The organism is Coleofasciculus chthonoplastes PCC 7420, from assembly GCF_000155555.1.
Taxonomy (GTDB): domain Bacteria; phylum Cyanobacteriota; class Cyanobacteriia; order Cyanobacteriales; family Coleofasciculaceae; genus Coleofasciculus; species Coleofasciculus chthonoplastes_A.
Window position 1 is genome coordinate 84968 of sequence record NZ_DS989870.1, and the last position, 24407, is coordinate 109374.

General features: G+C 44.0%; 19 protein-coding genes. 10 read left to right on the top strand and 9 right to left on the bottom strand.

The genetic code is table 11. The annotated features are described in order from the left end of the window. Positions 1-69: 69 nt before the first annotated feature. Positions 70-624 carry a hypothetical protein gene (locus MC7420_RS30145; RefSeq protein ID WP_006105372.1) on the bottom strand — a complete coding sequence of 185 codons (555 nt, stop codon included), beginning with the start codon at positions 622-624 and terminating at the stop codon, positions 70-72. A 200-nt stretch (positions 625-824) separates the two neighbouring features. Between MC7420_RS30145 and MC7420_RS30150 the strand changes: the two genes are divergently transcribed. After that, the gene (locus MC7420_RS30150; protein WP_006105444.1) at positions 825-2369 is read left to right on the top strand and encodes a phytoene desaturase family protein; all 1545 of its coding nucleotides are present in this window, start codon (positions 825-827) and stop codon (positions 2367-2369) included. Positions 2370-2410: 41 nt separating this feature from the next. On the opposite strand, the gene MC7420_RS38665 is transcribed toward MC7420_RS30150, so the two are convergent. Beyond that, positions 2411-3550 carry a type III secretion system chaperone family protein gene (locus MC7420_RS38665; protein ID WP_006105461.1) on the bottom strand — a complete coding sequence of 380 codons (1140 nt, stop codon included), beginning with the start codon at positions 3548-3550 and terminating at the stop codon, positions 2411-2413. A gap of 89 nt (positions 3551-3639) precedes the next feature. Here MC7420_RS38665 and MC7420_RS30160 point away from each other — a divergent pair, with 89 nt between their 5' ends. Beyond that, entirely contained in the window at positions 3640-3987 is a 348-nt protein-coding gene (locus tag MC7420_RS30160; protein ID WP_044210615.1) for a hypothetical protein, read from the top strand. Between the two features lie 45 nt (positions 3988-4032). Here MC7420_RS30160 and MC7420_RS30165 read toward each other — a convergent pair whose 3' ends face one another. Continuing rightward, positions 4033-5262, bottom strand: coding sequence for a hypothetical protein (locus MC7420_RS30165; protein ID WP_006105429.1), 1230 nt, complete (start codon positions 5260-5262; stop codon positions 4033-4035). A 9-nt stretch (positions 5263-5271) separates the two neighbouring features. After that, complete coding sequence (locus MC7420_RS35870) at positions 5272-7989, bottom strand: putative toxin (RefSeq protein ID WP_006105470.1); 2718 nt, start codon at positions 7987-7989, stop codon at positions 5272-5274. A gap of 32 nt (positions 7990-8021) precedes the next feature. Between MC7420_RS35870 and MC7420_RS44210 the strand changes: the two genes are divergently transcribed. The 5 genes from MC7420_RS44210 to MC7420_RS30195 all read left to right on the top strand — a co-directional run bounded on the left by MC7420_RS44210 (position 8022) and on the right by MC7420_RS30195 (position 11508). After that, positions 8022-8450 carry a hypothetical protein gene (locus MC7420_RS44210; protein WP_232231817.1) on the top strand — a complete coding sequence of 143 codons (429 nt, stop codon included), beginning with the start codon at positions 8022-8024 and terminating at the stop codon, positions 8448-8450. A 3-nt stretch (positions 8451-8453) separates the two neighbouring features. After that, on the top strand, positions 8454-8819 hold the full coding sequence (locus tag MC7420_RS30180; protein ID WP_083799210.1) for an HNH endonuclease: 366 nt from the start codon (positions 8454-8456) through the stop codon (positions 8817-8819). Between the two features lie 390 nt (positions 8820-9209). Continuing rightward, positions 9210-10760: a lysine--tRNA ligase gene (lysS, locus tag MC7420_RS30185; protein WP_006105400.1), complete on the top strand. Its 1551-nt coding sequence runs from the start codon at positions 9210-9212 to the stop codon at positions 10758-10760. A gap of 157 nt (positions 10761-10917) precedes the next feature. After that, a complete protein-coding gene (locus tag MC7420_RS30190) occupies positions 10918-11133 on the top strand; it encodes a hypothetical protein (RefSeq protein WP_044210616.1) in 216 nt (71 codons plus the stop codon). 3 nt (positions 11134-11136) lie between these two features. After that, entirely contained in the window at positions 11137-11508 is a 372-nt protein-coding gene (locus MC7420_RS30195; protein ID WP_044210617.1) for a hypothetical protein, read from the top strand. A 23-nt stretch (positions 11509-11531) separates the two neighbouring features. Here MC7420_RS30195 and MC7420_RS30200 read toward each other — a convergent pair whose 3' ends face one another. Then, entirely contained in the window at positions 11532-12362 is an 831-nt protein-coding gene (locus MC7420_RS30200; protein WP_006105457.1) for a hypothetical protein, read from the bottom strand. A 354-nt stretch (positions 12363-12716) separates the two neighbouring features. Between MC7420_RS30200 and MC7420_RS30205 the strand changes: the two genes are divergently transcribed. Further along, positions 12717-13349, top strand: coding sequence for an alpha-ketoglutarate-dependent dioxygenase AlkB family protein (locus tag MC7420_RS30205; protein ID WP_044210619.1), 633 nt, complete (start codon positions 12717-12719; stop codon positions 13347-13349). Positions 13350-13709: 360 nt separating this feature from the next. Here MC7420_RS30205 and MC7420_RS30210 read toward each other — a convergent pair whose 3' ends face one another. The 4 genes from MC7420_RS30210 to MC7420_RS30220 form a co-directional block, all read right to left on the bottom strand. Continuing rightward, positions 13710-18806 (bottom strand): Ig-like domain-containing protein, encoded by a 5097-nt coding sequence (locus MC7420_RS30210; RefSeq protein ID WP_044210621.1) that lies wholly within the window; start codon positions 18804-18806, stop codon positions 13710-13712. A gap of 764 nt (positions 18807-19570) precedes the next feature. After that, positions 19571-22141, bottom strand: coding sequence for a DNA polymerase III subunit alpha (gene dnaE, locus MC7420_RS30215; RefSeq protein ID WP_315897243.1), 2571 nt, complete (start codon positions 22139-22141; stop codon positions 19571-19573). Beyond that, the gene (locus MC7420_RS43975) at positions 22095-22787 is read right to left on the bottom strand and encodes a PHP domain-containing protein (RefSeq protein ID WP_006105455.1); all 693 of its coding nucleotides are present in this window, start codon (positions 22785-22787) and stop codon (positions 22095-22097) included. The genes dnaE and MC7420_RS43975 overlap by 47 nt, the downstream gene beginning before the upstream one ends. A gap of 200 nt (positions 22788-22987) precedes the next feature. Beyond that, entirely contained in the window at positions 22988-23581 is a 594-nt protein-coding gene (locus MC7420_RS30220; protein ID WP_006105399.1) for a hypothetical protein, read from the bottom strand. Between the two features lie 484 nt (positions 23582-24065). Here MC7420_RS30220 and MC7420_RS44215 point away from each other — a divergent pair, with 484 nt between their 5' ends. Together MC7420_RS44215 and MC7420_RS38675 are read left to right on the top strand one after the other, a co-directional pair. Next, entirely contained in the window at positions 24066-24254 is a 189-nt protein-coding gene (locus MC7420_RS44215) for a WD40 repeat domain-containing protein (protein ID WP_390436122.1), read from the top strand. Then, positions 24188-24407, top strand: a 220-nt coding sequence (locus MC7420_RS38675) for a WD40 repeat domain-containing protein (RefSeq protein ID WP_390436118.1), incomplete at its 3' end; no start/stop codon positions are given. The genes MC7420_RS44215 and MC7420_RS38675, both read left to right, overlap by 67 nt.

The window sequence follows — 24407 nt, forward strand, 5'->3', positions numbered from 1 at the left end:
ACATTCGTAGATATGACTTGACTCTTGAACTGTGGTGATACTCATCACTTGACTGAACTGATGTTACCATCACAATAATAATTCATTAACTGGGCAACTATCAGAACCACTATTTACACAAAACGCAAACGAGAAAAAAATACTTTTATCTTCTTCGACAGCCTTATAAATGGCATCAAACGTGTGGTAAATGTGGCCAATTTTAGCCTGTTCTTGAAGCGGCTTTTCTGAAAACCCTTCACGGGAAGTAATTATGTTGAAAGTTATGTCTTGATTCTTGGCATATTCTAAAGTCAGCCAGGAAACAAGTCTTTGTTCTGATGGAGATAAGCCTTTATACCATGTTGCATAGAGTCTGAATAATTTTTCTTTTTTGTTGGACTGATCATCTTCATCCTCTTCATCATCATCTCCAGTAATTCCTAAAAAATCTGTGATTTCATCTATCGTTTCCCCAGTGCGATTAATTTCCTCAATTCCATCATTTATGCTGTCTATAATATCGTCAATTTCATCGAGGGGAAGTGCTAAGACTGGAATTTGACTAAACGTAACTGAACAAATAAGAAAAAAAGATATAAAGCCTAATAAATCGAATTTACTAAACATCATTTCTTGCTTCATGACAATCCCGAAAATAAAACAGGATAAAAATTTGCCAATTTTTAAGGATATATATCCTCCTAGTCTAGTTTAATTTAAAATCCCCCCTCGAACTTGGGTATAATTACTTAAGGATTAGGTGACTCCTAAATTATATTGACAAAAGAACCTGTTGCTCTTCGGCATCGAGTCCCTCAATTAGTTCGCGATCGCAATCTACAATGAGTTTTCCAGATATTATTGTTATCGGTAGTGGTATCGGCGGTCTAAGCTGCGCCGCAATGCTTTCCCGCTATGGCTTAAATGTCACGGTTTGTGAAAGCCACTCGATTCCCGGTGGGGCGGCACACAGTTTTATCCGCAACGGTTATACCTTTGATTCAGGTCCTTCGCTATACTCTGGCTTATCCTATAGTCCTTCCCCGAACCCCCTACGCCAAGTTCTGGATGCGATTGGTGAGGAACTCCCCTGTTTGACTTATGATACTTGGGGATGCTGTTTACCGGAGGGAGATTTTGACACCTCGGTGGGGGCGTCGCAATTTGCTGATGTACTGGCAAAGTTACGCGGGAATCAGGCGGTAGCGGAATGGCGTTCATTACAACAGGTAATGGCGCCATTGGGACAAGCTGCGATCGCAATTCCCCCGGCGGCGGTACGCTGGGATTTGGGGGTAGCGTTGACAGTGGGGCGATTTGCGCCATCACTGTGGCAACATGGATTCAATGTCATGAAGATGACAGGACCCTTTAGCCAGATTATGGATGATGTGGTGGTTGACCCCTTCCTACGCAACTGGTTAAATCTACTCTGTTTCCTGCTATCGGGACTCCCAGCGAATGGCACCAGCGCCGCAGAGATGGCGTTTATGTTTGCTGACTGGTATCAACCCGGTGTTGTCTTAGATTATCCCGTGGGAGGAAGTGGCGCACTCGTGGAAGCCTTGGTACGGGGATTGAAAAAACACGGGGGTCAACTGAGGCTAAATGCTCATATCGAGCAAGTTTTGGTAGAGAATAATCGGGCGGTTGGGGTGCGATTACGCGGGGGTGAGGAAATCCGGGCGCGTCAGGGGGTGGTATCCAATGCCTCGGTTTGGGATACGCTGAAATTGATACCTGAAGATGCAGTTCCTAGAGAATTTCGCCAGTCTCGACAAGCGACACCGACTTGTGAGAGTTTCATGCATCTGCATCTGGGGATTGACGCCGAAGGATTAGGTTCAGATTTAGCCTGTCACCATATTGTGGTCAACGATTGGGACAAGGGGGTGAGTGCGCCACAAAATGTGGTGTTGATCTCGATTCCTTCGATTCTTGACCCCTCCCTCGCACCACCGGGAAAGCACGTAATTCATGTTTATACGCCGGGGAATGAACCTTACGAACTTTGGCAGGGACTTGATCGCCATAGTGAAGACTATATACAGCAAAAGCAAGTGCGATCGCAAGTGATGTGGCAAGCCTTGGAAAGAATTATACCCGACGTGCGATCGCGGTGTGATCTGACACTCGTGGGTACACCGTTAACCCATGAACGGTTTTTGCGACGGTATCGAGGTTCTTATGGACCCGCGATTCAAGCGGGGGTGGGTTTCTTTCCGGGAGTGGGTACACCTCTACCCGGATTATACTGCTGTGGCGATTCCACGTTTCCCGGAATTGGGTTACCCGCAGTGGCGGCGAGTGGGATGATTGCGGCGAATACCCTAGCACCTGTACAGAAACATTTAGATATGTTGAGGGAGATTGGCTGTATTAGATGATAGTTGATGGTTCTCATAATAAGTGAATCAGCGATCGCGGATTACCGCTTTTCGATTTTGGAAATTGCCTCTTCTGGTGATGCATCTCCCTGAATCACAGACTTGATTCCCGGTAAATATTGATCCATCATCGCCACGTTGGTGTCAACCAAGCGCTTCATTTGAGGAAACGTGAGTGTTGACCCTTCAACGTCAATGCTAGTTTTGTAGGCAATTTCTCCTTCAGCAAAGTCTAACTCAAAATTGCCGATAACCATGCCATAATTGGCTCTAGCGATGAATTCGGCTAACCCTCGACGCTTGGCTTTAGGTACTGTAACTGGGCAAATTGAGTAAAAGACGAATTGCTGTTCGTTTTCTCTCGCTCTAGCGTAGCAAGTCCATTGACCATTTTTACCCTGAAATCCCATTTGTAATACAGGTTGTCCTTTGATCTGGTAAAAAGACCAATCATCCTGTTTAAAGAAATTGACCATTTCCGCAAAAATCTGGATGCTGGATGGTTCAGGTTCGGTAATGGTGTTAGGTACTTGCTTTTCTAGGGCATCCAGACTGACATCAGCTAATTCTTTAAAGAAATTGAGCATTCCATCAAGCATCTGAGATGTTGCTTTTTGCGTGACGGCAGATAAGTTAGTCTCTGTCCAATCTTTGAAAAATTTAGCAACGGCTTGATTCATTTCTTCACTGGATGTTGCACCAGAAGCCAGTGCGGAGGGATTAATATAAGCCCAGATTGTACTGTAACCTGTTTCGCCTGATTTTTGTTGTTGTTTGACGGATAATGCTAACCAATTTTCAGTAGAAAGCAGGGGGTGGTTGGGTTGTTCTTGGCTAAGATTCAGGAGATAGGTTGCAGCTTGGTTTGCATCGGCCGTGTGTTCTGTTAGGTGTCGAAGTAAGTCGGGTTTTAGACTGGTTTCGATGGTGATGTCGGGTTCAGGGAGGAATTTACCAGAGGATAAATTACCTCGTATTTCAGGTTTAAGGTTGAATAAGGCTTGGGTGTCGATGCGTTCATAGAGTTCAAGGTTAACCTTGAAGGTGAAACGACACTCGATGAGTTGATCGTTATCTTTACTTAGGGACAGGGTGATGGTGTGAAGGGTGAGGGGGGTAGTGGTGCGAGTAAGTAGCGTTAACTCGCTCTCCAGTTGATGATTGTCTGTCTTTGTGGTCATGGAAGGTTATGCCGATGTTGTTTAAACTATAATTTGAATAAAGCGTTGCTCTATGCGTGTTTACTATCAACCCATTAGGCAGGATAAAAATGATTAGTCAGTTTGCTCATGAATATATCCATTATGATTCTGTTGGAAATTTAGATATGTGTAGAAAAGCTATCCAAAAATCAAAGGAACAACTTAAACAAGTATACAACAGCAAACAAATACAAGGATATCAATTAAGCCTAATACAAAATGAACTTGATGTTGAAGAAAAATCAATAGGAGATAATTTTTTAGGCGTTACTCACGGTAAATATCCTTTTGTATATTCATTTGTACAACCTTTGGAAAACAGTACGATCAACTTTGATAGTATAATGGAAGACTTATATTATATCAGAGTAAATTCCAGCATTTTAAGCAACTGTCAATACGTATCAATGTATTAATTGATAATGGTTTTGGATTTGTGAAGCAAATTCTACTTATCTGTTTTATTGAAGCATAGAATTGTATAGATCCAAAAGTTTTTTATCATCATAAACAACTTGGTATGCATACTGGAACGGAGCAACTTCTCTGTCATTGATTGTAACTGTACTTTTCAAAAGAGGTTCTCTAACTAACCAATCTCCTCCCAACTCTTGCACTATCACTTCCCCTAGATAAGCTCCTAGAGCCGGAATAAACTCCTTCTGGAGATGTTGTTCTTTATATTCGAGTTTTTGTGGATGCTCAGTAAAAAAAGTATCCAACTTTTCTAAAGCAGAGCGTGAATAGGTAAAAACCTCTTCAACATCAGTATGAAGGAAAACTACTAGCTGCTCTGCTAAATCTGACGGATTTGCATAAGGTATACCGTCTGGAGATAATATTACTTGATTTCCAAAGTTTTTGAATTCAACCTGGGACAAAGCCCCTGGCTCCGGTAAGTCCTCATGAGCAACCGCTTCCTTTGACGAAATATTCTTCAAAGTTTTAGCCAACTGTGGCACTTGTTCAAATTGTAAGCCTGTTCTATTCCGGTCAAAGAAAAATTGTGCGCCCACTAGATCAGCAAGTTGACTCTCACTGTGCAGGCGCTGTTCCATATTATCTGGAAGGACTGGCTCATTCAAACAAATAGCAACTTGATGGGAATCAAGGGAAAAGCTTTCAACCTTAGGTAATGCCAGAAGCTTTGATTCGCCAAAAGCTCGGACGAGTTCCGTACCAAATATAGTCAGCCAATACAAACCAGGAAGGTACTGATAGAATTCCAATATCGATACGCCGATTGTGCCAGAAATCCGGCCACCGCCTGGAAGTTTCTTGACATTGGTATGCTTAGCATCATATTCTTCCATGGGAAAACCACCTCCGTAGAGAACAGGCAACTCTCCACACAAACTAAAAATCCAGTTTAACCAACGTTTTCTCTTTTTTCCCTGCATTGCGCTAACATTTAGCCAAATATCCCACTTTGAAAGTCCATGTAGTTGGTCGCTAAAGACTCCTAAGAAGCCATCTTTTTTACCTCGTACAAATAGGAGTCCTTCATTTTGATACAGTTGAGCAGCCGATTCAACTGCATCAGGGCTGAACGAAATTTTTGCCCGTTCTACTGAATCATAACGTTTCGGGCTGACAATTGGATCGTCTAACAAGCGCCAAAGTACCTGCATCTTTTTTGGATCTGATAGCTGTTGCGATGTATATATAGCTACTTGAAACTTATTACTCATCCTTTTCTCCTATATCAATTCATAAACCTGACCACCTGCTGCTGCGATTGCCCCTCGAAGTGGACTCGAAACATGGGTTCCATTCGGGTGCGCCTCGGATGGTGTACGAACCACTAGGTCAAAACGATTTGTAGGTGGTAGAAGTTCTTGCATACCCTGAAGCCTCACCCGATCTCCCCTTGCTATCCGAACATTGTCCTTCATTTGTGAATCGTAATCTTGTCTCTCTACATTCTTTATTTCTCCTACTACCTGTCCTTGGCTGAAAAAGTCTGGAATACGAACACCGTTAGGACGGTTACTCGTTGTCTCTATGGTAAAGTTCTGGGCAGTACCTGCAAGAAATTCGATTGCTGTATTGTTCTTTGATACTGAAAGTCCTGCAACCCGGTTGTAAGCTGCTATGGCAGGTTGTTCTGATCGGCGACCAAGTTTCCTTGCAGCTCGCCCCTCTACATATTGTAGAATGGTTTGTTTTCCGCCATTACTTTGATAGGTCTGATACTCGTTCACATAATCCGCAAACTCACCGTCTGGCTCGACAGCATCTTCTACCTTCTGAGGATTTCCGGAAGCTACCATAAGCTGGTAACGGTTGCCGCTCTCCTGCATCCACATACGGTGATTTTCCCCTGTTGCATCCGTGAATCGGACTTCAGGTAGATCAAGCGGTTGTTCTTGTTCATCTTCCTCACCTTCCTCACCTCTACCAATACCCAGCCGCCTTAATAGACTAGCCGCCATCTGCTTGGCTTTGTTAAGTACAAACTCGATCGCGTCATCAATCCGCTTGCGAATCCCTTCAACAACATCCTGTACCTTCCGAGCCAATCCACTGACACCAATCAACGAAGCCAAGAAACCAATCGCCACAGGTAAAGCTTTAGCCAGCGCCGACTCAACTAAACTCGCCGCTTGACCCAGCGCTCCCGATGCGATCGCACCAATCGATTCGGTTATCGCCTGCACCAGTTCGACAACCTGGCTACCTCGGTTGACGAAGAACATGACAATGTTGTAAATCGTCTGCGCTGCCTTGACAAACGCTCCGGCTGGTGTCAACAGACCTAGCATCCAGCTCACACCGGACTGAATCACTTGGGTAATCACCATATCCTTAATCTGGTCAATCACCTGCTCTTTCAAGTCAGTAAACTGGTCTTGAACCTGTTCCCACAGCGCGATCGCTCCTTCAGATTGCAAGACTTGGAACATTTCTAATCCTTGTTCCATCGCCGCCACGACTGGATCTCCAAACATCCTCACCGCCTTGGAGCGGATATAATCCCACGTTAGACCCAGTATTTGCGCGACTAAGTTAAAAATACCCTCCAAGCTGAACAGATCATCGGGAATCTGAATCCCCAAGCCTCCCATTGTTCCCGTCAACCAGGCAACCAGTCCGCCTTGCAAGTGGGTTGCAATATTGCCCACAAAGCTATCTAAGCCCTGCTTCACCCCACTGATTAAATTGCCCAAGAACCCAATCGGGTCTGATAGAATCGCGCCAATTGCACCCGCCGCACCTGCCAACACGCCTTCGAGCATGGAGCGGATTTGCCCAATCGTGTTGAAAACCCCACCCATCATATCCGTGAATTGGTTGACTAAACCTCGATTTTCCGCTTTCATCTCCTCAATGCGAGCGTCAACCTCTTGCAGACTCGTGCTGTACTGTTGTGCCAATGAGTCGATTAACTCATTTTGCTTATTATTAACACTTTCCTCTAACTGATCAAATTGGCTTTGAATGTTCTGTGCTGCATCTTCTCCAACCTGTCGGAGATTGTCTGGCAACCCAGCCACATATTCCTGAATCTCCTGCTTGCCTTGATCAATTCGTTCTTTCGCCTCATTGAGTTTTTCAGCAACATAATTGGCAATATCGGTGAGAGCGATATCCATCTCATCGATATATAATTGCCGCCCATCGACAAAGAATTGGTTCACCTCTGGCGGCAAGCCAAATACCGCATCACCGAACCGTTCATCGTAGCCTGTAATATCCCACAACTCACCGTAACGTTCTTGTTTGTAGGCTTCCATGTTTTCACTAACGTAAGCCTCAAACTTTTGCTTGGCTGCTGCTGCACCAGCGTCAAATTTATTAGTGACTTCTGTATCTAAATCACTGAGTATCGTTTCAACATCTGTCTTTGTTTGCTCATAAATGCCATTAATTTCATTAGCGACTCTAGTTCGTTCCTGTTCATCTTGGCTCTTTGTTTCATCTTGAAGCCCCATCACCTCATTTAACTGTTGCTCCCGCTGACCATGCATTTCCCCTAACTGGGTTTGAGCCATGGTTTGAGCCTCAGTTTGCCCCTGAGTTAATATCCCTTGCTCCTCGGCACGATAGGCAGTAGGTGCTGTCGCCGCATGATCCTGTGCCTGTCTCTTGGCATCTAGTGCGGCAATAAATTCCGGTTCATTAGAATTCGCCAGTTGTTCCTCGGTGACATTTTCTGCCGCCATCTGCTGGTCGAGTTCTTGGCTATTTGCCTGTAGCGGTGCGGATACTTCAGCCTCACTCCTTGGTTGGGGAACAGCTCCCTCGGCATTGACATCGGTTGGCTCTCCCGCCTCTGGCTGCTCTAGCGCTGTCGCTTCTCTGGCATCAATACTACTGGTATCCGGTTCTGCCTCGACTGTATCTTGAATACCTCCTGCGGCGTTGACGGTGGGACGATTTGCGCCGTCAATGTGGCAACATGGGCTGAATCTCATGAAGTTGACAGGACTCTTTAGCCAAATTATGGATGATAGAGTTTCGCACGTCTCGACAAGCCACACCCGCTTGTGAGAGTTTCATGCATCTGCATCTGGGGATTGACGCCCAAGGATTACGTTCAAATTTAGCCTGTCACCCTATTGTGACACTTATAATTCAACCTAAAAAACGACACAAAAAAAATATGCTAGCTTTACCTAAATTGCACAATTTACCAAATAGTTTCCCTGTTGAAGGAGCGGTTTGCATTGAATTAGTTGAAGGAATTCCTCTATTTCGGGCATCCATTACTGTTCAAGAACGGATTAACACACTATTAGAGAAACAACAAAAATTACCACTCAATAATGAAGAAGAACAAGAACTAGATTTATATAAAGAAATTGATGACTATCTCGGTTTTATAAATCGGACTGTTCGCAATCTTTATTTAAACCAAAATCAATCCGATTTATAAACGATGTCTGCTCGTCGTCCAATTCCTGAAACGATCCAATACCAAGTTCGTCAGCGGGCTAATCTTTTATGCGAATACTGTCATGCTTCTGAACAATGGCAATATGTAACCTTTACTATCGAGCATATCATTCCACTCGCGAAAAATGGAGCTGATACTCTTGACAATTTGGCTTTAGCTTGCTTCCATTGTAACCGCAAGAAATCAGATCGAATGACAGCTATCGATCCTCAGTCAGAGGCAGAAGTCCCCCTGTTTAACCCCAGACAAGATAATTGGAGTAATCAATTTATTTGGTCAGCGGATGGACTATTCATCATCGGTTTAACCCCAGTTGGACGGACAACGGTTAAGCTGTCATGCATTTAAATTGGGAATGGGTAGCGAGCAAGATGCAAAGCCTGCGGCATGGCTTCGCTTAACGCACTACAAGAATTTCGCCCTTATTGATATTAAGGTTTAAATGCCGAACAGCTTACAGCATTAGCCTTAAATCGAGAAAGAGTCATTAATATTCGCGCGGCGGACAAAGCTGTAGGGCGACATCCACCACCAGGCGATCCAATTCAGTCAGAAAATTGATAGCACTTGCCATCTGAAGCGATCGCGTATTCTAGATTGATTTACCGTGTTCGGTTACATCAGGGCGAGAATCGGGTTGTTCGGTGCGATCGCATGATTGCTCCGGTCATCTGTTCTGTCGAATGTTAAGATAGATTTCCGATATCCTACAAGATTAGCATCGAGCAGTTCCCTATTATGTCCCCTGAGCAGTCCCCACCCGATCGCCAAAACACTCTGGAAGAAATTCGTGCTACCCGTTTGGAAAAAGTCCAACAGCTTAAAGCGTTGGGAATTGAGCCGTATGCCTATCACTGGCAGTCTACTCACCAGGCGGCTGAACTGCAAGAGAAGTTCGCGGATCTAGGGAATGGTGAAGAAGTTGACTTTGAAGTCGCGATCGCAGGTCGTATTTTAGCGCGTCGTGTCTTTGGCAAGTTGGCATTTTTCAATCTCCAAGACGAAACCGGAACGATTCAACTCTATCTGGACAAAAAGCGGATTACCGCAACTATGACAGATCTGCCGAATCCGTTCACCCCTCTCAAGCAACTCACGGATATTGGCGACATTTTAGGCGTAAAGGGGACAATTAAGCGCACCGATAAAGGGGAACTCTCGGTCTATGTCAGTGAATATGCTATTCTGACCAAATCCCTATTACCCTTACCCGATAAATGGCATGGTCTCACCGATACCGAAAAGCGCTATCGCCAGCGTTATGTGGACTTGATGGTGAATCCCACCGTTCGGGAAACCTTCCGCCGCCGTGCTAAAATTACCGCCGCCATTCGCCGCTATTTAGAGGATCGTGGCTTTATTGAAATTGAAACCCCTGTCTTTAGTACAGAAGCAGGCGGTGCAGAAGCCCGTCCTTTTATCACCTATCACAATACCCTAGAGATGGAGTTGTACCTGCGAATTGCCACAGAACTCCACCTGAAGCGGTTAATTGTGGGCGGATTTGAAAAAGTATTTGAGTTGGGGCGAATTTTCCGAAACGAGGGAATTTCCACGCGCCACAATCCAGAATTTACCTCAATTGAGGTGTACCAGGCTTACGCCGACTATAACGATATGATGACGTTGACGGAAAATTTAATAACTACCGTCACTCAAGAGAGTTTGACAACTCTGGAAATTACTTATCAAGGTGAAACAATTGACTTCACACCGCCTTGGCGTCGTGTCACGATGCATGAGTTGGTGCAAGAGGTGACAGGGTTAGATTTTAATCAGTTCAAGACATTCGATGAAGCAAAAATTGCGGCTAAAAAGGTGGGGATTGAAGGGGTAGAAGATTGTCCATCATTGGGGAAACTGCTCAATGAATGCTTCGAGCAAAAATGTGAGGAAACCCTGATTCAGCCCACATTTATTGTTGATTTCCCGATTGAAATTTCGCCTCTGGCAAAACCTCATCGTTCCAAGCCAGGATTAGTGGAACGCTTTGAGTTATTTATGGCTGGACGAGAAACGGCGAATAGCTTTTCTGAATTAACTGATCCGATTGATCAACGGGAACGCTTAGAAGCGCAAGCTGCGCGGAAAGCGGCTGGAGACTTGGAAGCCCAAGGGGTTGATGAAGACTTTCTCGCGGCGTTAGAGTATGGAATGCCACCAACAGGGGGGTTAGGAATTGGTATTGACCGTTTAGTGATGTTATTGACGGATTCGGCGAGTATTCGGGATGTGATTGCGTTTCCGTTGCTCAAGAGTAGCAGCCGCGATGGTTCTCCTGCACCCTGAGTGATATCATGTCCGTTGGAATACTTACACAATCGGTTGAGACAAGGCAGAGGGCAGAAGGCAGAAGGCAGAAGGGAAGGATTTCGCGAACCATGACAGATTCTACCTTAGACTGCAACTTGGTATAAACTAACTTACAATGAAGTATCAATGACCAATGACCAGAAGCCCACGGTACGACCCGGATGAGAACGTCTCACGGCATGGCGCAACTAACCCTGATAAGTGTGAGGACATGGCTGATAAGTACGGCTGGAACCTTGTCAGGATTGAGGAAACTGGCGATCCGATGCTTGAGGTTGACTGTGTTTTTGAGGGTGAAACCGAGTTCCCACCTAGTCCCTATGAACCCAAACATGAGAGGGAGAAATAACTTGTGAAGAGATGGATTGTCTTCAAAACTGAATCAGCTTCATCCAAGGGGTGGAAGGAACGTAAGTTGCAGCCTGCTGCACACTTAACCCGGATGCTGGCTGAGTATTTGGATTGTTCTGACAAGGCATTGCCAGAACCAGGCGATCGCCCGCGTGAGTTTGCCCGCTTTCAAGAGTCGGTTGATCCGAACTTCCCCGATGCTAGCACTCATGTTCGTTGGTCTAACTGGGAAGTGAGTCGGGTTGAGCGATTTAAGTCGGTTGACTCGGCTGAGTATGATGAGATTGTTGTGTGCTATTGCCGTTATTCACCCATTGAGCCGGAGTGGAAGGAGTTACCTAAGATTGGCGCTTTGCAAGAGGGTAAATTTTAATCCCATCACTCCTCTCATTTAAACTAAATTTTGCGACCAATTCTGTATGCAACATTAGCCCTAAGCTTGGGATATGAAAACTTGTCGTAATACTCACCCAGATCAGACTTGTTCTCATCAAACGGAACAATCATATCAGTTTCTCTACTTTCCATAATTTCAAGACCGTGTTCTTTCGCTAACTCATCAAACCAGTCATAAAATTCGGGATTATTATTGTCAATAAACAGAAATAATGCATTAGACTTTACTGCGCTAAATAAATTGGAAAAATATTCATTTGCATCGTCACGTAGTGAACTTAACTCTGACATAAAATATATCATTGTAAAAATATCTGATTGAAAGTACTTTGTGTGAGAACGCCAATCTAAAGGATCTGTTACATCGAGAGGTAAGTAGGAAGTAGATATAGTGAACTTCGGATCAACTTTATCATCTACATCACTCCAGGATTCTGCCCATGTTTTTTCTCTGTCACAAAGCTGAAACTTCACCTTTGGTGTTTTTTCATTTCTCATCAAGTATTTAAGAATTCCTAAGAAGTCACTACCTGGACCTCCTCCAATACAAGCTACATTTACTTTTTCTTGATCGAAAATTCTGTTAAGTTCATCACTGTCTTCAATGATGGTATATACTAAATTAGCGTGGGATGTCACGTATTTATAAATGTATGCGAATCTAGTGATAGGATTGCTGTAGTCTATCTGAATCCCATCCAATAATCTTTTGTAATTTTCGATTAATTCATCTAGTTTAGCCTTGATAAAACTATCTTTCTCTTCTTCATTTCCTGATATTTGACTATAGGCTTCATCAAGAACGGATTTAATGATTTGAAAACAATTCACTGCTATTTATCTCCTAGATTTAATGATACTATAGCAATTCTATTTAGGTTGTGGTAATTTTCACCAATGAAAGCCTTGCTCTACCTGAGTTTTAAGCTTTTCACTTGTTGCATCCTATTTAGGATTACTATATTGTAAGCATAACTTAACTGTCAGTTAGAAGCCTACGTATAATTATAGCGCTTCGCGCTGGTCTATGTACGAACATCCCATCTGGACTCAGCTTCAGATACGGGAGTTGTAAATGCACGTCTAGCAAATTGCTATACTTATTTTTCTAATAATCTTTATTTAAAATAAGTAATATATCCTCTACAATATTAGATAATTTGAGTAGTAATTAGTATCAATTCTATGTACACACAAATCTCGTTATTCAAAGAATCAGAAGAAAATCAGCCTAACTATAGGGAATTATTACCTATGCCTGATGCTGAAGTGATGATGTATTACAATTTTTTCCGTAAAGATGAAAGTGAAAAAATATTTTCTAAGCTTTACAGGACTGTGGCTTGGAAGCAAGAAACAACATCACTATATAGTAGGCAAATTTCACTACCAAGGCTTACTGCTTGGTATGGAGATGAAGGGAGAGCTTACACTTACTCAAAAATTAAAATGGAGCCTCAACCTTGGATTCCTATTTTGAAAAGTATCAAGCTTCAGATTGAGGAGATAAGTAACGAGGTATTTAATAGTGTTTTACTCAATCTATACCGTGATGGCAAGGATAGCATATCTTGGCATAGTGATGATGAGCCAGAACTGGGGAAAAATCCTGTAATAGCCTCTGTGAGCTTTGGAGGGAATCGGCGTTTTATGTTTAGGCATAAATACAAAAAAGAATTGAAATTTAATATTGAACTAAATAGAGGCAGCCTCTTACTGATGAAAGGAGAGACTCAACATTTTTGGCAGCACCAAATACCAAAAACAAATAAAGTGATTCAGCCGAGAATAAATCTCACTTTTAGAAAAATCATTTGAGAATATAAATTGTTCCCTGTTAGATATATTAGTTAAGTCTATCGCTTTGGCGTATTGTAATGAATCGGGGTTTCTCAACTCATTTCAATAATTTCGCCTGCTAGCAACTTCACACGGCGATCGCCCCGATAAACTGCAAGCGTGAGGATGCTGAAGTAGGGAGCGATCGCATCCTGTCCATACAGTCACTATTAAGTTGATTTTTGCACAGAAGCTTTAGACACCTTTTGTGCTTCTGCATAGATTCTGAGCAAGTGCGTTACATTACCAACAAAGCTTATGTTTCTGGTTTCAGACTGGGTGTAGTGGACTTCAGGGATGTGTCTACTGGGATAAAGTAGGACCTCATTAACTGCCATCTTATGTAAAGTCAGCTTCAGTAATTAAAGAGTCCGATACACCTAAAACTGTCACCAATATTTCACTGGTGTCATTATCACGAATTAAGGTACTGTAACCATTAGATATAATACTTAACTGCCCGAAGGTTAGACCATCGGTGAGTAAAAATGAATCCTCACCATCGCTAAAATCAAAAATCAGATCCCCTCCCGTACCCGATTGTAACAGGAACTTATCGGCACCAGCACCACCAAATAGGCGATCGCTACCGGTGCCACCATCCAGGAGATCGTCTCCTACTCCCCCACTGAGGAAGTCACGATCCGCACCGCCGTTGAGGGTATCGTTACCTAAACCACCAAGCAGGATGTCATCTCCGGTATCGCCGTTTAAGATGTCATCATCCTCTCCGCCATCAAGGAAGTCGTCACCTGAGTTACCTAGAAGAGTATCATTTCCAGCCTCTCCCTGAAGCTGATCATCATCAGCACCACCATCAGCAACATCATCGCCAGCTTTTCCATTCAGGATATCCTCACCCGTGAAACCGAAAAGAGTGTCGTCACCGATATTAGCGACAAGGGTATCGTCTAGGGGAGTGCCCAAGAGAGTCATATCCTGGATCGGTTCGACGATGACATCCACAGTGGCGGTGGATGTTCCCCCATTCCCATCGGAGATTGTGTAAGTGAAGCTATCGGTGCCGACAAAGCCAAATTCAGGCGTATAAACGAGTTGATCATCCGTTAAGTCATTAGGTGTGCCATTATCATCTTGGCTAATTGTGCTACCTAGAAGGGAAATGGCATCAAAGCTGTCTATAAATACAGAGTCTCCTTCTACCGGATCACTATCATTAGCCAAGACATCAATCGTTACCGTTGTGTCTTGTAGGATTGTGACACTATCATCTCCACTCACCGGATCATCGTTAACTGAGTTAATGGTTAGATTAATCGCGGCACCCGCAGCAAATAGGGAACCATCAGAGGCATTCCAAATAAAGCTGGTGGTGCCGTTGAAGTTGGCATCGGGGGTAAAGCTGAGGTTATCTAGGTTGGCGGCGGCAATCGTTTCTCCTGGGGTTACGGCGGTATTATTTAAACTGAGGACACCGTTAGCCGGGAGAGACAGGATATTAATGTGACTGAGACTATCACCTTCCGGATCATTAAATACAGTGGTAAAGTCAGTCGCCGTGAAGGAAATCGTCGTGTCTTCATCCCCGGATTTGTTAATGGTACTCAGGGTGGGTGCGTCGTTACTACCATTAATGGTGACGGTGACTGTAGCGGTATCGATGCCACCGTTGCCGTCGTCTAGGGTGTAGATGAAGCTGTCGGTAGCGGTTTCTCCTTGGGTAAGAAAAGCGAAGGCATGATTGGGGTTGTAGGTGAGGGTATTATCGGCATTCAGCGTGACGGTGCCGAGGGTATTGCTGGTATCGATACTGGCGAAGGTAAGAGTATCATTGCTGTCGATGTCGCTGTCATTGTTTAAGAAGTTGGCTGTGGTGAAAGCAGAGTCTTCGTTGATGGTGAAATTATCATCATTGGCAATGGGAATATCGTTAACGCCGTTGATGGTAATGTTAACGGTGGCGGTGTCAGTGTTGCCGTTACCATCATCGATTGTGTAGCTAAAGTTATCAATAGCGGTTTCTCCGACAGCCAGGAATTCAAATTGACCATTTGGATTGTAGTGGAATGTGCCATCGTCGTTATTGATGACTAAACCTAAAGTGGTTGTAGTATCAAGGGTAGAAATGCTGATTGTATCGCTAGAATCGGGGTCATTATCGTTGTCTAAAACATTGGCAGTTGTGAAGGCGGTAGCTTCATCAGTGCTGAAGTTATCGTTGTTAGCAATGGGACTTTCGTTAATGTTATTAACAGTAATTGTGAGGGTTTGACTATCGCTACCGCCATTCCCATCATCAGCCGTAATTTCTACATCATAACTGTTATCCCCATCGGCATCTAGGGGAGACTCAAAGTTGGGAGCGTTGTTAAAGCTTAATTCTCCTGTATTAGCGTCAAGGGTAAAGAGACTGCTATCGGTTCCTCCGGTAATCGAGAAGGTAGGAATATCGCCATCAGGATCAGTTGCCGTAATGGTGGTAACTAGAGTCGTGTTTTCATCGAGGTTAGCTGTGGAGTTAGAGGTAATCGTGGGCGATTCGTTAACGCCATTAACAGTAATCGTGAGGGTTTGACTATCGCTACCGCCATTACCATCATCAGCCGTAATTTCTACATCATAACTGTTATTCCCATCCGCATCTAAGGGAGACTCAAAGTTGGGAGCGTTGTTAAAGCTTAATTCTCCTGTGTTGGCGTCGATGGTAAATAAACTGCTATCGGTTCCTCCAGTAATCGAGAAGGTAGGAATATCGCCATCAGGATCAGTTGCAGTAACGGTGGTAACTAGAGTCGTGTTTTCATCTAGGTTAGCTGTGGAGTTAGAGGTAATTGTGGGCGATTCGTTAACGTCATTAACGGTAATCGTGAGGGTTTGACTATCGCTACCGCCATTACCATCATCAGCCGTAATTTCTACGTCGTAACTGTTATCCCCATCGGCATCTAGGGGAGTCTCAAAGTTGGGAGCGTTGTTAAAGCTTAATTCTCCGGTGTTGGCGTCGATGGTAAATAAACTACTATCGGTTCCTCCAGTAATCGAGAAGGTAGGAATATCGCCATCAGGATCAGTGGCAGTAATGGTGGTAACTAGAGTCGTGTTTTCATCGAGGTTAGCTGTAGGGTTAGAGGTAATTGTGGGCGATTCGTTAACGTCATTAATAGTGAGGATTTGACTAACTCCATTATTGTCAGTTTCGTTATTTAATTCAAAGACTTGATTTCCGGCATCAGTTTGGACAATAAAAAAGTAATCACCATCAATTTCTTGGGGTAGCGTAACGGTAAGACTATTACTATAACTATCGCCTACATTTAGGGAGCTGGGATTCGTTGTTGAACCCAATAACGTATCATTGTTATCTAAGATTTGGTCTAGAGATAACCAGACTTGATCCGTCCAAATCGGTGTACTGGTAGCCGCTGTGCCGCTATTGGTGACAATCCATTCGATAACGGTTTCCTGACTAGAGAAGGCTGTTGTCGGCGCTGTAACACTGGTTACTTGCAGGTTGGCAGTAGGGAACAATTCTAAGCTGATTACCTGGTCAGCGATCGCGCTGTTATTATTGTCCTCAGTAAACTCAAAGATTTGGTTATTTGTATCCGTGTTAACAACGAAATAGTGATCGCCTGCTAAATCAATTGGCGCAGTTACTATCTGGGTACGAGTTATCGATGCTCCGGGTGCAAGAGTCCCGGTAAAAGTAAAGGAATCGAGGAATTGATCGTTACCAACGGTTAGATTGTCCGAGAGGAAAACTTGGTCAGTCCAAGTGCCACTAGCTGTGCCATCCCCTTGATTCGTCAATGTCCAAGAAACCCCTATTCCTTGTCCTGAAACAGCGGTAGTTGGAGCGCTAATGTCACTAACAATTAAGTCTGGTATTGGCGGAATTGTCAGTTCAATTTGGCTGAGGTTAACATTATTGGTTTCGTTCGTCTCGAACTGTTGTTCAAGGTTATCCGTCTCAGCCAAGAGGAAGTAAGTCCCCGCTGTGATGGAGTTATTTAAGGGTAAAGTAACGGATACTGACTGATTGTAGGTTTCACCTGAAGCGAGAGTCGTAGGAGCAAATTCTGTCAGTAAGATAGTATCATCTGTACTGATAGTATTATCACTAGAAAGAAAGACGCGATCGCGCCATGTTCTGGTAGCCGTTCCTATTCCTGAGTTGGCAACTTGCCAATCAATAGTAATGGTATCGCCAAAGTTGGCTGTTGCTGGTGCGGTTACGGAGTTGACTACTAAGTCAGCAGGCGGACTAATCTGAATCGGAATCGCCGTAATATTATCAGTTTCATCGGTTTCTTGCTGTTGCTCATTCCCATCAGCCTTAAACAGGAAGAAGTAATTCCCTGTGGCGATTTCCGGAATAGTCGCATTGAGGTTAATGGTATAGTCATCTCCCGCCGCTAACGGTGTATGTGAGTTGATAAATTGGTTCACCAACCGCACATCTGAACTATCAAGGGTTGTATCTTGGGAAATATAGACTCTATCCCACCAATTGGCTCCTGCCGTTGCCGTGGTACTACTATTTAATACTGTCCAAGACAGAGTTACTCTTTCATCGGCAGCTACCGATGTTACCGGATTCCCATCCCCATCAGTGACTTGTGTCGCTGATACTTCTAGGTTAGGTGCATCAATCTGAATCGGAATTGCCGTAATATTATCAGTTTCATCGGTTTCTTGTTGGTTCTCACTGCCATCAGCCTTAAACAGGAAGAAATAATTCCCTGTAGCAATTTCGGGAATAGTCCAGTTACTGGTAATTGTATAATCATCTCCCGCCGCTAACGGTGTAGGTGAAGTGATAAATTGGTTCACCAACCGCACATCTGAACTATCAAGGGTTGTATCTTGGGAAATATAGACTCTATCCCACCAATTGGCTCCTGCCGTTGCCGTGGTACTACTATTTAATACTGTCCAAGACAGAGTTACTCTTTCATCGGCAGCTACCGATGTTACCGGATTCCCATCCCCATCAGTGACTTGTGTCGCTGATACTTCTAGGTTAGGTGCATCAATCTGAATCGGAATTGCCGTAATATTATCAGTTTCATCGGTTTCTTGTTGGTTCTCACTGCCATCAGCCTTAAACAGGAAGAAATAATTCCCTGTAGCAATTTCGGGAATAGTCCAGTTACTGGTAATTGTATAATCATCTCCCGCCGCTAACGGTGTAGGTGAAGTGATAAATTGGTTCACCAACCGCACATCTGAACTATCAAGGGTTGTATCTTGGGAAATATAGACTCTATCCCACCAATTGGCTCCTGCCGTTGCCGTGGTACTACTATTTAATACTGTCCAAGACAGAGTTACTCTTTCATCGGCAGCTACCGATGTTACCGGATTCCCATCACCATCAGTGACTTGCGCTGCTGATACTTCTAGGTTAGGTGTAATAACATTGAAGGGAACGATTAATGTATTGTCATCATTATCAGTTTTTCCCAATAGCATTTTTTACCCCAACCTCGCTTCTCGCATAAATAGAATACAGATGACTCTAACATGAATTTAAATTAAAGCATCATCTTTACAGAATCTTTACTAACCTAGTCCTTAATCTTCACATAATCTTTAAACTGAAGTCCCCCCCGTTCAGGGGTACTGCAGGGACATAAACCCCTACGATCCAAGTGTTTTAGCAATTTAGCACCGGGTAAAACCGGGGTCTTCTGTACTTAGGGTGCTAAATTGTTAGTTTGATTAGTCCGAACATTGAATAGTAAGAGCTTTAGGCATTTCTTCCCATATTTCAAGTCGTTTTAATGGAATCAGGCGCTACAGTCCTTATTTGGTAAGCGTTATAAACTCTGAAAGCTGATAGTTTAGCACACTAAGTCTGGAAGAACCCGACGCCATCGTGAGGAGAGCGAAGCGTAACGCACCATTCATAATGCATCATTGCTCAAGACATTGGTGGGTTACGGCGGATACTTCATTGAAGGGTTATTGTCTTGATTAAACCCCCGCCTAACCCACCCTACTGGCTAGACCGTTTGCTAGCACAAGTCCATCAATAGACAATCCTCAAAACCAGAGCCAGATATACTCTGCTAGGTTTGTCCGGGTCTTCCGTAGAAAGAAACAATAGTTAAAAAGCTACAGTTGCGGCTAAGGTAATCTAAGCCCTTAACGGTAGCATGGTGTGTTAATACAGCCCTTCCCCCTGTAAATGGACTATCAACCTAAGGCTGGTTAATGCTGCGGCTTCCCCTCTCTTAAAAAACAGGTTGCAATACCTCCACCTGCTTCAACTCCAAGCCTTGCTCAAATATCTGATCAATCGGTAACATTTGATCCTCATCTGTCATAAACTTATGGTCTTTTGTCGCCCGAATCGTAGCACCATCCTCTAACAGATATTCAAACACCTCTTGTTCACCGCGATTATGCCATTGTGCAATGGGTTGCGTGTAAACATAACCATTCTCATCCACACTATAAACCGTACACTCAATCTGCTTTTCGACAATTTCCCCAATCGCCACAGCACCATATTCAACCGTGAGAATCTGTGTATCATAACTCAAGCAGTATTCAGCAAATAGGATCATCTGCTCGAATAACTCTTCCGCAATCCGTTTTGCTACACCATTTTTTGCCGCCCCATCGATAAAAATCTCTCGATGTTTCTCCATTTCTGCCACTTTCTTTTTACCCATACAGTTATGAGCAATAAAATCATTGGCAATCAAGTTATGGGTCTGGGAAATACTTAAGTCGAAAACCTCCTCTTGACCAACATATTCAATCGAGACAATTTCATCCCAGAATACATCGGATTCCGCAATTGCCATCAGTGCTTTATCCTGCAAAGCCGTGGCAAAATTCTGGACTCGATAAGGACTCTTTGTCGAAAGATGACCATCACCTATTAGATAAGCAGTTAGCTTAATTTGAGCATCTGATATATCACTCTCGGTAGTCAGTGGTAATATCTTAGCTAGTCCAATCCGACTACCAACCTTAAACTGATCCAGAGGCTGCCATCCTAATAATGAATAGAAACGATGATCCGCTGTCGCTTTAATTTTACGATTGGTTTTCGTGATGATTTCCCAAACATCTCGCACGCCGTTCGGATGAATTTCACTAATCGGTTGCTGAGTAATCTTTTGCGTTACCTGATCCAGAGACAACACCTCTCGTCCCAACCAATACTCAGGTTTGGATGCAATGTCTTTGAGAGACACTAAACGCCCCGTTTCTGCATCAATAATCTCCGTTGAACCACTCAGACATCGGCGTAGCAAATCCGCTTGACCCAGGGAATACCCCGCCAAATCCTGAGCCATTTTCATGATCTGCTCTTGATAACAAAGCGTCCCATAAGTTTCTTTTAAAATTGGCTCTAATAACGGATGTTGATATTCAACCTTTTCTTTTCCATGTTTGCGATTAATAAACTTAGGAATCAGACCTGCATCCAAAGGTCCCGGACGATACAATGCCAAAATCGAAGAAATATCTTCGATACTCGACGGTTTCAACTCCCGCACCACCTGGCGCATCCCCGACGATTCTAATTGAAAAATTCCCTCTAACTCGCCCTTCTCTAAAACCGTATAAGTCTGTTTTATGTCATCAGGTATTTTCTTGATTTCCCCTTTTGCCACAATCTCAAACGCCTTACGTTCATCCAGGGGTAACTGATCCAGATCTAACGTTATATTTTGATGTTGGCGAATCAATTCCGCCGTTTTCTGAATCGTGGTTAAATTTTTCAGACCTAGAAAATCCATTTTCAAGAGTCCGAGAGATTCTAAGTCCTCCATAAAATACTGAGTAATCACCGCCCCCTCATTATTCACCTGCAAGGGAACAATTTCATCTAAGGGTTCGGACGAAATTACCACGCCCGCCGCGTGAACGCCAAAGGTTTTATTAGTACCCTCAATCCGGATTGCCATATCCAGCCAGCGCTGCACTTCGGGGTTATTTAAGTAAGCATCTCTAAACTCTGGTGTGGGCGTTTTCTCAGAAATCATTACCTTTAACTTAGTGGGTTTTCCCCGTGAAACCGGAATCATTTTTGCCATCCGATCTGATTCCCCATAGGGAATATTCAAAACCCTGGCGACATCTTTTAATACCGCCTTTGATGTCATCCGGTTAAATGTAATAATTTGTGCCACCCGATCTGCCCCATATTTGTGGGTGACATATTCAATGACCTCATCCCGGCGTTCAATACAGAAATCTGTATCAATATCAGGCATAGATTTCCGTTCCGGATTGAGAAAGCGCTCAAATAAAAGCCCATGATGCACCGGATCAATATTAGTAATTTTCAGAGAATAGGCAACTAAAGAACCCGCCGCCGAACCTCGTCCTGGACCGACAGGAATCTTCTGATCTCTGGCATATTTAATATAATCCCATACGACTAAAAAGTAGGTGGAAAATCCCATCTGCTGCATCATTTTCAGCTCATATTCCAGCCGTTCTTTATAGACGAGATCGATGTCACTGCGAGAACGACATCCCATGCGCTCCAATAATCCATCCCAAGTAACTTCTTCTAAGTAACTATCAGCACTGTGACCTTTGGGAACGGGATAATTGGGGATGCGTGGTTCCCCCATAATGTCGTAGCGTTTGACCTTATCCGCGACTTCTAATGTATTCGCGATCGCCTCTTGGATCACCTCATCGGGCAAATGATCCCGAAATAGCTGTGCCATCTCCTCGGCGGACTTGAGATACTCGGTTCCGGAGTAGCGCATCCGCTTCTCTTCTAAATTAATTTCCATATTGAATGCAGAGTAAGGCGTCGTGGGCTTCGACATCGTAACAGGAGATAAAATGAGAATCATTGGTGGCGACGATTTTAATCTCTAACTCACGGGCAATTTTCACAATTTCTACGTTAACAATCCGGTCTTCAATTGACCCATGATCTTGAATTTCTAGATAATAATCGTCACCAAAAACCTCTTTATACCATTGGGCAAGCTCTCGTGCCTTTTGCACGTCACCCTTGAGAATCGCTTGGGGGACTTCTCCGCCCAAACAACCACTGGTGACGATTAATCCATCACGGTACTGTTGGAGGAATTCTTTATTAATACAAGGACGCTGAAAAATTCCTGTTCCTTGGATTCCTTTCAGATGAGAAATTGTCGTCAGTTTAACTAAATTTTTATAGCCTTGGGTATTTTTCGCCAAGACAACTTGATGGTATTTGCGCTGTTTCTTCTTCGTCTTATCTTGAATATCCCCATTAATCACATACATCTCATTGCCGATAATCGGCTTAATCCCTTTCCCCCGACAGACTTTAATCAACTCGATCGCGCCATACATCACCCCATGATCCGTCAGGGCGATCGCACTCATTCCTAATTCCACCGCCCGATCCACCAGTTGCGGTAGCTGGGACGCGCCATCAAGTAAGCTGTAGTCACTGTGAATATGTAGACCGACGAAGGACATAGGACAAAGAGAGATAAGGATTCCGTTAAGGGGTGCGATCGCTCACATCCATGGTAAGCTGACGGGTCTAATAGCATTCCCGATGCATCCAGATTGACCCTGGCTACCCCACATATAAGGATACATCATCCAACTACACCCTATATGTAGTCACACCCCCCGTAGGCTTGGTACGGGCTTGGTAACCAAGCCCCTACGGTTTAGGCGATCGCACTCGATAGATCTTGCCAGCGCTGATGCCACAATTGCTGCATTTTTTGCATAATCTCAGGTAAATCCTGAAACTCCTGACTTTGTTGATTGATTTCCCCGACTAATCCCTGAAGTCGGTTAAAATCTCGGCAACAGTAGAGTACCCGTTTCCAAGCCCCATACCAATCCTGTCCGGCTTGCTGATGGGTACGAATGGGTTTGAGGCGTTCTTCCTCGTTTCTCAGGGATTCAGCCTGTTGCGCCCACGCCTGACGCCAGGGTTGCACGGCTTCTGGTTGCTCATGCTGATCATACCAGTCACGTTCACGGCGGAAGATTTCCCCTAATTCATCCAACTGGGAACGAGAGGTACAGCGCCCAATCGCGGCTAATCCCGCCTCAATCCAAAGGGGCAAGTTGCGATAACTGACAAAGATAGCACGGGATTCCACTAGCTTGACCCAGATTTGGTGATGCCAGCATTCGACGCGATCGATTTGCTGGAGGGGAATGTTAAGAAATGTAGCGACTTGATGGCGTACTTCGTCCAGAGAAAATTGGCGAGGATCAATTATTCCAGCCGTGATTAAGTTCCGAGACATGGTAAATCACTCCTAATTTGGGCATGAGCGGTAGCGTTGGCTTGATTTAGGACAGTTGATGTTGGATTTCTGGCAATCTCGGCTTTTTTGCCTGGAAAAACGCCCAAATCCTCAACCCTAAATCAATTGACCCAAAATCTTAGCCACCCCGCACAAGTTGCCATAAGAAGTCGGAGTGGCTAGAGGAGTGTTACTATTTCTTCTAGCTTCCAGACTGGTCTGGTCAGTTTGGGGGTTAGCTGCTCAGAGCTGCGGTAACAGCTTTGAGTGGCGCTAAGAGTTTTCGGTTTAATTTGGATTATCTTAGCACATTGAAGGATGGATACTCCAGCGTCAAGGCTTTGTTACAAAATACCAGTATGGTAAGACATGAACTTGACGCCGGACTCCAGGGAGTGGGCAAAAATATTCATCAATTGGTAATTCTCTGCAAGACCTATGGACGGGGCTAACCACACTGGAAACCCGCACCGAGTCTGGTGTAATTACCCAGAACTGGCATTGTGTACAAACCTTAACTGGTCATTCAGGTAAGGTTAATGCGGTGGCGATTAGTCCCCAGGGAGGGATTTTTGCCAGTGGAAGTGATGACCAAACCCTCCGACTTTGGCAATTAAAAACGGGTCAGAGATGGGAATTCTGGCTAAAAACTTTGCCTGGTTTAATGGCGTAAAATCAATTGCATTTAGTCCTGATGGGAAATGGCTTGCCTGTGGTAATGATGATTATACGATTAAAGTTTGGGCGTTAGAAACTGGACAGGAACTTTATACTCTCATGGGACATTCAAGTTCGGTAAATCAATTGTCTTTAGTCGAGATGGGCA